Genomic DNA, 13666 nt, shown 5'->3' on the forward strand with positions numbered 1-13666 from the left:
ATTATTTTAAAGATCATCAAAATTTACTTGTTCTTCAGTTGCCTTTTTCTTTTTAGTTTTGCTTATAGAGGGAACTGATGAACTTTTGCTTGAGTTATCCTCTTCTCCCGTAGATTTCTCTTCTGTAGATTGTATAATTGGATTTCCATTCTCATCCAAGAGAATTTCTTCAGCAGTTGTCATGGTTGTATCTATACGGGTAGTATCTCTTTTTACAGTAGGTACATAGCTTGCGCATTCATACATATCCCGTGTGATATCTTCATCGTGTGGTTTGTCAAATCTTCCATGATATTTTTGGAATTCAGGATCTTTGAGCAATGCCTGCATGAAATACCCACAGATTGGAAGTGCTGTCCTCGAGCCTTGTCCTAGGGCTCCGGTTCTAAAGTGAATAGACCGATATTCGCCACCTACCCAAGCTCCAACTACAATTTTAGGACTAACACACATAAACCATGCATCAGAGTGATTATTTGATGTACCGGTTTTCCCTCCGAAATCTGTATCTTTAAATGAGCCAACATAGCCCCATAGACTTTGAGAAGTTCCTCCAGGCTCTTTCATACCACCTTGGAGCAACTGTTGCATAAGGAAAGCACTCTTGTAGGGTATTACTTGTTCGTCTGTTGTTGGACCTTGATAAACTTCATTTCCATCTTTATCTACAATTCGGGTTACCAATACAGGATCATGGTGCTTGCCATTGTCTGCTATAACACTATAGGCATTTACCATTTCAAGAAGATTTACGTCGCTTGAACCGAGTGCTAATGATGGTTCTTCATCAAGCTTACTCTTGACACCCATTTTTTGTGCGGTTTCAATGATGCGCTTAATACCCATCTCTTGTCCTAGTCTTACAGCTACGGAGTTAATACTCTTTGCAAATGCACTCTTAAGTGGCATAGAGTCTCCCGAGAATGATCCATTTGCATTTCCTGGTGTCCAGGTAGTCATTTCATGTTTCTTCTTGTCATATACCTCCATAGAGATGTATTCATCACGGCGTTTGTCACAAGGTGTTAATCCTTGGTTCATTGCCTCGGTATATACAAATAGTTTAAAAGTCGAACCTGGTTGGCGTTGAGCAGTTGCTTTATCGTATTTCCATGTTTTAAAGTTGATATCACCTACCCATGCTTTTACTTCACCAGTTTGTGGTTCCATCGCTACCATAGCACAATGCATAAAGGATGTCATATATTTGATAGAATCCTCTGATGTCATGATTTTGGTAACTTTACCTTTGTTGTAATCGAAAACTTCTACAGGATGTTTCCATTCCTTATAGTAGTAGTTTACTGAATCAGGGTTGTTCGGATATTTAGCAAGTAATTCTTTGTAGAAAGGTTGTCTTTCTGCTACTTGCTGAATAAAATTAGGTATTACTTTACCATTTTCGTCTACCCATGGTTCTTGCCTCATCCAGTTTGTTTCCTGTTTTCTGTTGATAGACCAGTGATTATCGAAATTTTGCTGAATGATTTTCATTTGCTTGTTGGCAGCATCCTCAGCATATTTCTGCATCCTTGTGTCTATCGTTGTGTATATCTTTAGTCCACTGGAATATAAATCGTAGCCATTCTCATTGCACCAATCCTTAAGATAGTCTGATATTGCTTCTCTGAAATATAAAGCCTGTCCATCGTAGTTCTCCTCGACTTTGAAGTCTTTCATGTCAATAGGCATCTTTGACAATGTTTCCATTTGTGCACGGTCTAAATCACCATGATTAACCATGTTCATAAGAACCGTGTTTCTTCTTTTGAGACTATTTTCTGGATTTGTTTTTGGATTGTAATAGCTGGTTGCTTTTAGCATTCCAACTAATATAGCAGCCTGATCTATGCTTAATTCCTTAGGTGTGGTATTAAAATATGTTTTAGCAGCAGTCTTAATACCATAAGAGTTAGAACCAAAGTCAACGGTATTAGCATACATCGTAATGATTTCTTTTTTGCTGAATACTGTTTCTAGCTTGGTTGCTATAATCCATTCTTTACTCTTGACAATTAGAATTTTCAATCCTGGTACTTTTCCCAAAAGTCCTGTAGAGTATTGAGATCGTACCCGGAACATATTTTTGGCAAGCTGCTGTGTAATCGTTGATGCACCACGACCATCGTGATGAAGAACGGCGTCTTTTACTGCACCGAATATTCCAATAGGGTCAATACCCATGTGCTTGTAGAATCTTTCATCCTCGGTATCAATAAGTGCTTTGAAGAAATAAGGGTTTACTTCTTCATATTTTACAGGAGAACGATTCTCATTAAAGTATTTACCAATAAGTTTACCATCAGCACTATATATTTCTGAGGCTTCATTGGTTTGTGGGTTTAGAATGCCTGAAAAATAGCCAGGGCTCTTTCCGAATAGCCATAGAAAATTTATATCAACGGCACCTAGATACAAAAAGAAGAATACAATAAGTGATGCAAATGCAACAGTGCATTTTGTATACCATGCTCTTCCAACATACAAACCCTTATACCATGGCCAAAAGGCTTTTAATTTTACCCATGCCCATTGCAAAAAACGTTTTATTTTATCAAACATATTTTGAATATTTCTATATCGTGCAAATTTACCTAATTATTTAATATTTAGATATTGCTATCGATATAATTTATGATTTCTTTACTGTTATCGGGATTAAACCATTTGATAGTTTCATCTCTTTTAAACCAGGTTAATTGCTTTCGCATATACCTGCGTGTGTTACTTTGTATTTTTAGAATAGCTTCTTCCTTGGAAATTTTGCCATCAAAATAATCAAATAGCTCTTTATATCCTACTGTATTAAGTGAGTTTAAGCCTTTAAATGGATATACTTTACGTGCTTCTTCTTCCATGCCATTTTCCATCATGTTCAAGACGCGTTGGTTTATATTGGTATACATTTCTTCGCGTGCTCGATTGAGTCCAATTTTTAATATATTGAATGGTCTCTTTTTAGTTGTATTTTTTCTGAAAGAAGTATATGTTTTTCCAGTCATATAGCATATCTCTAATGCATGTACAACTCGTCTTGGATTATTCCTGTCTACAATTTCCCAATGCTCAGGATCACGCCGTTTTAGTTCTTCTACAAGTGATGGTAGACCTTCAGCTTCTAATTTAGTCTTTAGTAAATTTCTCGTTTGATCATCTACTGTAGGAATGTCATCAATACCTTTGCATACGGCATCAATGTACATCATAGAACCACCCGTAAGTAAGGCTTGGTTATGAACTTGAAATAATTTTGGCAGCATATTTATGACATCTTCTTCGTACATTGCTGCACTATAATAGTCTTGAATATGATGGCTTCCAACAAAAAAGTGTTTAACACGTTGTTGTTGTTCTAGGGTAGGGGCTGCAGTTCCTATTGGCAGTTCTGCAAAAATCTGTCTAGAGTCTGCATTAATAATAGGAATTTTTAAGTGTTCGGCTATTTGCAGACACAATTCGGTTTTGCCTACAGCTGTAGGTCCTAAAACAACAACAAGTGTTTTCACAATTATCTTATTATTCCTCTTTTTGAGGTAGATACAAAATTAATAATATAGTTAATCTCTGGGGTTAACTCGAGATTCTTTTTTATTTCTTCAATACCTTCTTTCAGAAGCCCTTTAGAGTATAAAAGTCTGTAAGCTTCATGGATATTGTCAATCTGTTCTTTGCTAAAGCCGTGACGGCGAAGTCCTACCAGATTAATGCCACAATAGCGTGTTGGCTCTTTACCTGCTATAACAAAAGGCGGAATATCCATACTAAAGCGACTGCCACCTTGTATCATGACGTAACTTCCTATTTTACAAAACTGATGGCAAAGTACAGAAGCGCTGACTATAGCGTTATCATCAATCTCTACTTCACCAGCAAATTTGGTAGAGTTTCCAATAATGCAATTGTTGCCTAATACACAGTCGTGGGCAACGTGCATATTTTCCATTAATAGGTTATTATTACCAACAACAGTTTTGCCTTTTGATGCAGTACCTCTAGATATGGTAACATTCTCGCGGATACTGTTATTGTCTCCTACAATACAAATCGTTTCTTCACCTTTGAATTTCAAGTCTTGTGGCTTGGTTGAAATGCTGGCGCCAGGAAAGATTTCATTTCCATTACCAATGCGAGCCCCATAATTTATGGTAACACTATTTTGTAGAATATTATTGTCGCCTATAACTGTATTCTTATCGATATAGCAGAATGGACCGATAATATTATTATCTCCCAATTTCGCTTCTGGGTGTACGAAGGCTAAAGGACTAATTTGATTCATCTCGTTATTTGTTTTTGACTATTTGTGCAGTAAATGTTGCTTCAGAAACTACTTGGTCTCCTACGAACATATATCCTTTCATGGAACTAATGCCATGTCGAACAGGATTTAGTAATTCCACTTTAAATAATAGAGTATCACCTGGTACTACTTTGCGACGGAATTTGACATCATCTATTTTCATAAAATAGGTTGACCATTTTTCAGGTTCTTCAAGTTGGTTCAGTACCAATAGACCTCCACATTGTGCCATAGCTTCTATTTGAAGTACACCTGGCATGACTGGTTCCTGTGGAAAGTGGCCTTGGAAAAATGGTTCGTTCGCTGTTACATTCTTAACACCTACGATGCTTGTTGGTCCCATGGCTGTTACTTTATCGATTAACTGCATAGGGTAGCGGTGTGGAAGTAATTCGCGAATACGAATATTATCCATGATAGGCTTTTCGTTTGGATCGTAAATTGGCGCTTGAATTTCGTGCTTACGAATCTCCTTGCGCATTTGGCGTGCAAACTTATTATTTATTGTGTGACCTGGACGTGTTGCAATGATTCTTCCCTTGATAGGCTTACCTATCAGAGCCATATCGCCGATGATGTCGAGCAGCTTATGTCTTGTGCATTCATTTTCCCACATGAGTGGTTTGTGCTGTATGTAGCCGATTTTTTTTGCATCCATACGAGCTACCTTGAGCACATCTGCTAGTTGATCTAATTTCTCTTGTGAAACTTCTTGCTCATAAATAACGATGGCATTATCCAAATCTCCACCTTTAATTAGGTTTGCTTCTAAAAGAGGAACTATATCTCTTACAAAGACAAATGTTCTTGCAGGGGAAATTTCCTTGGCGTAATCTTCCATGTTATCCAAAGTCGCAAATTGGCTATTGATGAACTTTGAATTGAAAGAGCACATGGCTGTTATGCTAAAATCATCATCAGGAAGAATGGTGATAGTAGATCCTGTATTGTCATCCTTTATTTCTATTTTGTGTCGGATGATATAATAGTCTTTTTCTGCATTTTGTTCTGCAATACCTATTTCTTGGATTTTCTTGACATACATGTCAGCAGAACCATCTAAAATAGGAAATTCTGGACCATTTACCTGAATTAAACAGTTATCTATCCCTAATGCATAGAGAGCAGACATTCCATGTTCTATGGTAGAAACTCGTATATCGCCTTTGGCTACAACGGTACCACGTTGGGTATCTACCACGTTGTCTGCAATAGCATCGATTACAGGTTGTCCTTCTACGTCTATTCGCTGTATTTTATATCCTGTGTTCTCTGGAGCCGGGTTGAATGTAACAGTAAGGCTCAAACCAGTATGTAAACCTTTTCCATACAAGGAAAAGCTTCCTTTCAGAGTTCTCTGTTTAGACATAAATTATTCTTTTATTTTTGGTTCTTTTTAAGTTCTTCTATTTCTTTCTGTAAACTGTGGATTTCTTTATACATATCCGGTAGTTTATTCAGCAATGCGTGAGCTTTGAAATATGGAATTTTCTCCATAGGTGGAGTTCCTATGAGACTTTGATTATCCTTAATGCTACCAGGTGCACCACTTTGTGCGCCAAGGAATACCTTATTTCCGATAGTAATATGTCCGGCTACACCAACTTGCCCACCAAACATACACCATTGTCCAACTTTAGTTGAACCGGCAATGCCTACTTGAGCAGACATAACAGTATTTTCTCCAATATCATCGTTGTGAGCGATTTGGACAAGATTGTCGAGCTTTACACCCTTACGGATATATGTGCTACCCATTGTAGAACGGTCTACACATGTGTTTGCTCCAATTTCTACATCATCTTCAATTGTAACGATACCAATCTGTGGAATTTTATCATATCGGTTTGCTTCAGGATTTGGTGCAAATCCGAATCCGTCAGCACCGATTACACAACCAGCATGAAGAATAACGTTATTACCCAGTTTACAGTTGTGATAGATGGTAACGTTTGGATATATAATACATTTATTGCCTAATTTGGTATTCTCTCCAATTACTGCGTGTGGATAGATTTGGCATCCATCTCCAATTTCTACTCCATCGCTAATTACGGCAAATGGACCGATGTAAACATCTTTTCCAATTTTTGCTTTTGGAGAAATATATGCGTTATCAGCAATTCCTTGCTTAGGAGGGTTGACAGCTGCTGCATATAGTTGTAAAAGTTTTGCAACACTATCACGTGAATCTTTAACTCGAATTAATGTAGTTGTTACTGGCTTTTCCAGATTTAAAGACTCATCTATTAAGACAACACTTGATTTAGTGTCGTATATGTATTGAATATATTTCGGATTAGAAAGAAAAGAAATCGCTCCTGGAACGCCTTCTTCTATTTTCGCAAACGTATTTATGCTGGCATTCTCGTCACCTTCAACTCGGCCCTGTATAAACTGGGCTATTTGTTTTGCAGTAAATTCCATTTTGTTTTTGATTGAATTATTTTTGCAAATATAGCAAAATTAATTCAGATACATGGTTAACAAGCTATTTATTTACTTTTTTTTGTTTTCTACATGTTTTTAAATAAATAGAAAACAGCTACTTAAAATACTGAATAATTACAGTTTTTACGTAGCTGTTTTAGCGTTTTATGTAAGAAAAAATTGTTATTTTATAATTTTCTCTAGTTCTATTGCCATTTCTTTTTGAAGTTCTTTAGCCTTTTCTGCTGCGGCTTCTGCAAAATTTTCATCTTTGCTTGCATAGATAATGCCACGTGAGGAATTTACAAGTAGACCACAGTCTTTATTCATACCATATTTACAAACGTCTTGAAGGCTTCCTCCTTGAGCACCTACACCTGGTACAAGAAGGAAATGCTGTGGGGCGCATTTGCGAATGTCCTTAAACATTTCTCCTTGAGTTGCTCCGACTACGTACATCATGTTTTCGATTGTTCCCCAATCTTGTGTTCTACGAAGTACTTTTTCGAATAGTCTTTCACCATTCTGATCTTGTGTTAATTGAAAATCATGACTTCCTTTGTTGCTTGTAAGAGCTAACACTATTACCCATTTGTTGTCATACTCAAGGAATGGGGTAATGCTGTCTTCACCCATATAAGGTGCTACGGTCAGGGCATCCACATTGTATTCGTCAAAGAAGGTTTTTGCATACATCGCAGATGTGTTGCCTATATCTCCCCTTTTTGCATCAGCAATAATGAGATGCTCTGGATAGAATTTTTTGAGATATGAAATTGTTTTTTCAAAAGAGGCTAACCCCTTTAATCCATAGCATTCGTAAAAAGCAAGGTTGGGTTTGTAGGATACACAGTATGGCGCTGTCGCATCTATAATTGCCTTATTGAAGGCAAAAATAGGATCTTCAGAATTTTTTATGCATTCAGGCATCTTGTTCAGGTCGGTATCTAACCCCACGCACAAAAAACTCTTTTTCGTAAATATCTGTTTAATGAGCTGCTCTCTATTCATAATTCTTATAGTTCATTTTCCTTCATCTTTTCTGCATTTTCCGCTACTGTCAATGCGTCGATCATGTCTTGAATATCGCCATTAAGGAAACCTTGCAAGTCATGGGTAGTATAACCAATTCGATGGTCGGTTACACGACCTTGAGGGAAGTTGTAAGTTCTAATTTTGGCAGAACGGTCACCAGTTGATACAAGACTCTTTCTACGGCTAGAAATGTCATCCAGATATTTTTGGTGTTCGTGGTCGTAGATATACGTGTAAAGTCTACTTAGGGCACGTTCTTTGTTCTTAGGTTGATCTCGAGTTTCTGTACATTCTATCAGAATTTCTTCGATTTCACCTGTATTTGGATTTTTCCAAGGATATCTTAATCGCACACCAGATTCAACTTTGTTGACATTCTGACCACCTGCTCCTGAACTGCGGAAAGTGTCCCATTTGATGTCACCCTCATTAATGTTGACTTCAAATTTATCAGCTTCTGGTAAAACGGCAACGGTGGCAGCACTGGTATGCATACGTCCTTGCGTTTCTGTTGCAGGTACGCGTTGAACTCGGTGTACGCCAGATTCATATTTCAATACTCCATATACATTGTCTCCACTAATAGCACAGTCGATTTCTTTAAATCCACCCACGGCGCCTTCTGATGTAGAGGTAATGCTTAGTGTCCAGCCCCTTTTATCGCAATATTTCTTGTACATGTTGAATAGATCACCAGCAAAGAGAGCTGCTTCATCTCCACCGGCACCAGCTCTAATCTCCATTTGTACATTTTTTGCATCTTCTGGATCTTTTGGAACTAGGGCAATTTTGATTTCTTCTTCCAACTTAGGCTGTAGAGCCTCGTTCTCAGACAACTCCTCACGAGCCATCTCCTTCATGTCAGGATCACTCTCATTTGCAAGGATATCTTTAGCTTCTTTGATGGAATTCAAACACGCAATGTATCTTTTGCGGGCATCCATGATATCACTTAAATCCTTATACTCTTTAGTGAGCTTGACAAATCTTGGCTGGTCTGCAATGACCGATGGGTCGGTTATGAGGGTCGATACTTCTTCAAATCGACTCTCAAGACCTTCCAATTTCTCTAGTATGCTATTATTCTCTGGCATATTATATATTTAATAATTGAATTCTCCGAATTCAGATTTGATGGTCAGGCTGCGTGGACCTTCTTCAATATGGCCTACTACCTGAGCGTCAATGTTAAAGTTTTTGCTAATGGCAATAACTTTTTCTGCTACATCAGGTTTTACATAGATTTCCATACGGTGTCCCATATTAAATACCTGATACATTTCTTTCCAGTCTGTTCCACTACAGTCATGAATAACTTGGAATAGTGGTGGAACTGGGAACATGTTGTCTTTGATAACTTTGCAATTTTCTCCAACGAAGTGAAGTACTTTAGTCTGTGCACCACCTGTGCAATGTACCATACCATGAATTTCTGGTCGTAATTCGTCTAACAGTTTCTTGATAACTGGTGCATAAGTGCGAGTTGGTGAAAGTACTAATTGACCTGCATCGACAGAAACACCATCAACTTGATCTGTCAATTTGTATTTTCCACTGTATACTAATTCGTTTGGTACAGCATGGTCAAAACTTTCAGGGAATTTTTCAGCTAAATATTTGGCAAATACATCATGACGTGCGCTAGTTAGACCATTGCTTCCCATACCGCCATTATATCTTGTCTCATATGTCGCTTGTCCTGTAGAACTGAGACCTACAATAACATCGCCAGGTTGAATGTTGGCATTATTGATAACATCGCTTCTTTTCATTCGGCAAGTAACTGTAGAGTCGACAATGATGGTTCTTACTAAATCACCAACGTCAGCGGTTTCACCGCCTGTAGGATAAATGCCAATTCCCATTTCTCGCATTTGTGCTAAGAGTTCGTCTGTACCATTAATAATGGCAGAAATGACTTCACCAGGTACTAGCATTTTATTTCGACCAATTGTGCTCGATACTAAGATATTATCAACAGCTCCCACACATAAAAGGTCATCCGTATTCATTACGATAGCATCTTGTGCGATACCTTTCCACACACTCAGATCACCTGTTTCTTTCCAGTACATATATGCAAGTGAAGATTTGGTACCTGCACCATCTGCATGCATGATGTTACAATATTCGGGATCGCCACCTAATACATCTGGAATGATTTTGCAGAATGCTTGTGGGAAAATACCCTTATCTATGTTTTTGATGGCGTTATGAACATCTTCTTTAGCCGCGCTAACGCCACGCATCATATAGCGATTTGAATTACTCATGTTAATTTCTTTAATTTTTGATTTAACGTTTACTCTTGTTCTTTGCCATTCCAAAATTCCCAACTTGCAAATGCCTGTAGAAGAAGCATCTCAAGTCCATTCTTTACTACAGCTCCTTTGGCTGCTCCTTTTTTCATAAAGAGTGTTTCGTCAGGATTGTAAAGTAGATCGTATAAAAGACATTTGTCGTTTAGCGCATCATATGGAATGTCAGGACATTCGTCAACGTTTGGATACATGCCACAAGGAGTACAATTTACAATGACATTATATTCTTTAATAATCTCAGGAGTTATATTTTGATATTGAATAGTGCCAGGGCGTTCGTATCGACTTACAAAAACGGTTTCTAAGCCTAATGATTTCAGACCATAATTAATGGCTTTTGAAGCTCCTCCTGTTCCTAGTATCAATGCCTTTTTGTGATGGGGCTTAATAAGAGGTTCTATACTTCTTGTGAATCCAATAACATCACTGTTGAACCCTTTTAATATTGTATCTTTTCCTTTATGAGTTATACGAATCACATTAACAGCACCTATTGCTCTTGCTTCTGGGCTTATATTGTCTAGATAGCTGATAACCTTTTCTTTATATGGTATGGTTACATTAAGACCTTTTAGTTCTGGATTTAAATCTAGAACTTCTGATAGATTCTCAATGTTTGGAATCTCATAGTTGGCATACTCTGCGTCAATATTTTCATCAGCAAATTTCTGATTGAAATAATTTTTCGAAAAGGAATGTCCTAGTGGAAATCCTATTAGTCCATATTTGTCCATACTTTTAGTTTATTTGGTTGCAAAATACATGGTGCAGATTCCGAAAGTAAGACGTTTAAAACTCACTTTGGTAAAACCTGCTTTTTTGAATATACCCATCATTTCTTCTCCTTCTGGGAATGCTTCTATTGTGGCTGTTAAATAACTGTATGCACTGTCATCTTTAGATAGCATTTTTCCATATAGAGGCAAAAATGTGTGTGAATATATTCTGAAAAGTTGGTGCATCGGGAAGGATACAGGCTCTGTTAATTCAACAATGCTAAGGTGTCCTCCCTTTTTAAGAACACGACACATCTCTTTTAATCCTTGATCCAAATTTTGAAAATTTCGAATTCCAAAGGCTGCTGTAACTGCATCAAATGTATTATCTTCAAATGATAAATTTAAGCAATCTTCTTTCTGAAAAGAAATAATATGTTCTAATTGTTGTTGACTTACTTTTTTATGGCCGATAGCCATCATGCCTTCTGAAATATCTACACCAATCAGCTGTTTGGGTTGTAGCATTTTAGCTGCCAAAATTGCAAAGTCACCTGTACCTGTAGCTATATCCAAAATTTTTTGAGGTTTGAAGGGAGAAAGCTGCTGAATAGCTTTCTTCCTCCATCCTTTATCGATATTCCAGGAAAGATGGTGATTTAGAGTATCATAATGTGGAGCAATATGATCAAACATTTGCTCTACTTGTTTACCTTTTTCACCTTCACTATTATAGGGCTTTATCTTTTCCTGATTGTACATGTTTCTTATTTTCTTGTTGCTAGATATGCTTTTACATTCTTTTCGATGCGACTAGCGATATCACCTTCTTCAACAGCTTTATCAAATTTCTCACCCACGATGTTCTCGTAAAGTTCAATATATCTTTCGCTTACGCTTTCTGCGTATTCATCTGTAATTTCAGGCATTTGCTGACCAGGTTCATTCATAAAGTTATGTTCGATGAGCCATTGGCGTACAAATTCCTTTGAAAGCTGCTTTTGTGGTAGACCTTTTTCGAATTTTTCTTCATAGCCATCTGCATAGAAGTAACGGCTTGAGTCTGGTGTATGAATCTCATCAATAAGATATATCTGATCACCTTTCTTACCAAATTCATATTTTGTGTCGACTAGAATCAATCCGCGTTTTGCAGCAATTTCCTGACCGCGCTGGAATAGTTTTCTAGTCCAGTCTTCAATAACTGCATAGTCTTCAGCACTAACAATTCCTTGTGCAATAATTTCTTCTTTAGAGATGTTCATATCATGACCCTCGTCAGCCTTTGTAGTTGGAGTTATGATTGGCTCAGGGAAGCGTTGGTTTTCTTTCATTCCTTCTGGCAATTTAACACCACAAATTTCACGGCAGCCTTCTTTATAGGCTCTCCAAGCACTACCTGTCAGGATAGAACGGATAATCATTTCGACACGGAAACCTTCGCACTTTACACCTACTGTTACCATAGGGTCTGGGGTCGCTAATTTCCAGTTTGGACAGATGTCGCTTGTGGCATCAAGAAATTGAGCTGCAATTTGGTTTAAAACCTGTCCCTTGAAAGGAATACCTTTTGGCAGAACAACATCAAAAGCTGAAATTCTGTCGGTAGCGACCATTACTATGAGGTCGTCGTTGATGTCATATACATCACGTACTTTACCGTGGTAAACACTTTTCTGTCCATCGAAATGGAAATCGGTTTTAGTTAATGCTTTCATTCTAAAATTTAATAATATTAATTGATTGACTTAACTTCTTCATCGATATAAGGAGTTCCTAATTCTTCTTTTGAGGATTTGGCCTCCTTTTTAGCTTTTTGGATTGCTTCTATTTTTTTGTCATACGCATCATAAGCGTTGACGATTCGAGTTACTAACTTATGACGTACTATGTCTTTTTGTCCTAAATGAATGACTGAGATTCCATCCACTCCATTTAGAATTTTAAGTGCTTCTTTTAGGCCACTTTTTTGTTCTCTTGGAAGGTCAATCTGGGTCATGTCACCAGTAATGATCATTTTACTATTCCATCCCATGCGAGTAAGAAACATTCTGATTTGCTGAGGGGTGGTATTTTGAGCTTCGTCCAAGATAACAACGGCATCACTCAGAGTTCGGCCACGCATAAATGCTAGAGGAGCAATCTGAATGATATGTTTCTCCATTAAGTCTTGTAGTCTCGTTGCTGGTAGCATATCTTCTAGTGCATCGTAAAGTGGTTGAAGATAAGGGTCTATCTTATCTTTCATGTCGCCAGGCAAGAATCCAAGTTTTTCTCCAGCTTCTACAGCTGGGCGTGATAAGATAATCTTTTTGGCGGTTTTTTCCTTTAATGCTTTTACAGCAAGAGCTATACTTAAATATGTTTTTCCCGTACCGGCTGGGCCTACAGCAAATGTCATGTCATTCTTTTCAAAAGAGTCAATAAGCTTCTGCTGATTTTCGCTCCTGCTTTTTATAGGACGACCAGAGATACTATAAACGAGTACATCCTTAACTGCATCGGCCTTTGTTTCCTTGCCTTTTACAATATCCAGAATGTCCTCGTCACTTATAGAATTGTATTTTAGTACGTGCTTGCGTAATTTCTCAATGTCTTCTTCTACTTTTGCAATATCAAGTTCATCGCCTAAAACGCGCACAATGTTATCTCTTGCTACGATTCTCAGTTTTGGATATAGGGACTTGAGCATCTGCAAGTGACAATTATTCACCCCATAAAATATTACAGGGTCGATATCCTCTAAAACGATATGCTTCTCTATCAATGTATTTAAATACTTTGCTTGTTATTATATTCTTTGCAAAATTACAAAAAACGCTTGAATGTACCAAACAAAATTAAATCCTTAATGAGTAAAATAA

Annotated in this window: 12 protein-coding genes; all 12 read right to left on the reverse strand. The window is 37.5% G+C overall.

The genetic code is table 11. The features are described 5' to 3' along the window. Positions 1–6: 6 nt before the first annotated feature. Positions 7–2562 (reverse strand): transglycosylase domain-containing protein, encoded by a 2556-nt coding sequence (locus tag L6471_RS06795; protein ID WP_237797613.1) that lies wholly within the window; start codon positions 2560–2562, stop codon positions 7–9. A gap of 47 nt (positions 2563–2609) precedes the next feature. Continuing rightward, positions 2610–3506: a tRNA (adenosine(37)-N6)-dimethylallyltransferase MiaA gene (miaA, locus tag L6471_RS06800; protein WP_027454076.1), complete on the reverse strand. Its 897-nt coding sequence runs from the start codon at positions 3504–3506 to the stop codon at positions 2610–2612. A gap of 2 nt (positions 3507–3508) precedes the next feature. Then, a complete protein-coding gene (gene lpxA, locus L6471_RS06805) occupies positions 3509–4279 on the reverse strand; it encodes an acyl-ACP--UDP-N-acetylglucosamine O-acyltransferase (protein WP_006282495.1) in 771 nt (256 codons plus the stop codon). A 4-nt stretch (positions 4280–4283) separates the two neighbouring features. Then, positions 4284–5669: a bifunctional UDP-3-O-[3-hydroxymyristoyl] N-acetylglucosamine deacetylase/3-hydroxyacyl-ACP dehydratase gene (locus tag L6471_RS06810; RefSeq protein ID WP_006282494.1), complete on the reverse strand. Its 1386-nt coding sequence runs from the start codon at positions 5667–5669 to the stop codon at positions 4284–4286. Positions 5670–5680: 11 nt separating this feature from the next. Continuing rightward, a complete protein-coding gene (gene lpxD / locus L6471_RS06815; RefSeq protein WP_027454075.1) occupies positions 5681–6727 on the reverse strand; it encodes a UDP-3-O-(3-hydroxymyristoyl)glucosamine N-acyltransferase in 1047 nt (348 codons plus the stop codon). 186 nt (positions 6728–6913) lie between these two features. Further along, complete coding sequence (gene pyrF, locus L6471_RS06820; protein ID WP_006282492.1) at positions 6914–7741, reverse strand: orotidine-5'-phosphate decarboxylase; 828 nt, start codon at positions 7739–7741, stop codon at positions 6914–6916. 5 nt (positions 7742–7746) lie between these two features. Continuing rightward, positions 7747–8859: a peptide chain release factor 1 gene (prfA, locus tag L6471_RS06825; protein ID WP_006282491.1), complete on the reverse strand. Its 1113-nt coding sequence runs from the start codon at positions 8857–8859 to the stop codon at positions 7747–7749. 9 nt (positions 8860–8868) lie between these two features. Next, a complete protein-coding gene (locus tag L6471_RS06830) occupies positions 8869–10017 on the reverse strand; it encodes an AIR synthase-related protein (protein ID WP_039870462.1) in 1149 nt (382 codons plus the stop codon). Positions 10018–10067: 50 nt separating this feature from the next. After that, positions 10068–10820, reverse strand: a complete 753-nt coding sequence (locus L6471_RS06835; protein WP_006282489.1) for a shikimate dehydrogenase family protein — start codon at positions 10818–10820, stop codon at positions 10068–10070. A 9-nt stretch (positions 10821–10829) separates the two neighbouring features. Further along, positions 10830–11564: a bifunctional demethylmenaquinone methyltransferase/2-methoxy-6-polyprenyl-1,4-benzoquinol methylase UbiE gene (ubiE, locus tag L6471_RS06840; protein ID WP_006282488.1), complete on the reverse strand. Its 735-nt coding sequence runs from the start codon at positions 11562–11564 to the stop codon at positions 10830–10832. A 5-nt stretch (positions 11565–11569) separates the two neighbouring features. Next, complete coding sequence (locus tag L6471_RS06845) at positions 11570–12520, reverse strand: phosphoribosylaminoimidazolesuccinocarboxamide synthase (RefSeq protein ID WP_006282487.1); 951 nt, start codon at positions 12518–12520, stop codon at positions 11570–11572. A 17-nt stretch (positions 12521–12537) separates the two neighbouring features. Continuing rightward, the gene (locus L6471_RS06850) at positions 12538–13569 is read right to left on the reverse strand and encodes a PhoH family protein (RefSeq protein ID WP_027454073.1); all 1032 of its coding nucleotides are present in this window, start codon (positions 13567–13569) and stop codon (positions 12538–12540) included. Positions 13570–13666: the final 97 nt, after the last annotated feature.

It is taken from the genome of Segatella bryantii, from assembly GCF_022024215.1.
GTDB lineage: Bacteria > Bacteroidota > Bacteroidia > Bacteroidales > Bacteroidaceae > Prevotella > Prevotella bryantii.

Excerpts from the sequence above, each read along its gene's own strand:
- L6471_RS06810 (WP_006282494.1), bottom strand. The coding sequence starts at position 5,669 with ATGTCTAAACAGAGAACTCTGAAAGGAAGCTTTTCCTTGTATGGAAAA.
- ubiE (WP_006282488.1), bottom strand. The coding sequence starts at position 11,564 with ATGTACAATCAGGAAAAGATAAAGCCCTATAATAGTGAAGGTGAAAAA.
- lpxD (WP_027454075.1), bottom strand. The coding sequence starts at position 6,727 with ATGGAATTTACTGCAAAACAAATAGCCCAGTTTATACAGGGCCGAGTT.
- L6471_RS06830 (WP_039870462.1), bottom strand. The coding sequence starts at position 10,017 with ATGATGCGTGGCGTTAGCGCGGCTAAAGAAGATGTTCATAACGCCATC.
- L6471_RS06795 (WP_237797613.1), bottom strand. The coding sequence starts at position 2,562 with ATGTTTGATAAAATAAAACGTTTTTTGCAATGGGCATGGGTAAAATTA.
- lpxA (WP_006282495.1), bottom strand. The coding sequence starts at position 4,279 with ATGAATCAAATTAGTCCTTTAGCCTTCGTACACCCAGAAGCGAAATTG.
- L6471_RS06835 (WP_006282489.1), bottom strand. The coding sequence starts at position 10,820 with ATGGACAAATATGGACTAATAGGATTTCCACTAGGACATTCCTTTTCG.
- pyrF (WP_006282492.1), bottom strand. The coding sequence starts at position 7,741 with ATGAATAGAGAGCAGCTCATTAAACAGATATTTACGAAAAAGAGTTTT.
- prfA (WP_006282491.1), bottom strand. The coding sequence starts at position 8,859 with ATGCCAGAGAATAATAGCATACTAGAGAAATTGGAAGGTCTTGAGAGT.
- L6471_RS06845 (WP_006282487.1), bottom strand. The coding sequence starts at position 12,520 with ATGAAAGCATTAACTAAAACCGATTTCCATTTCGATGGACAGAAAAGT.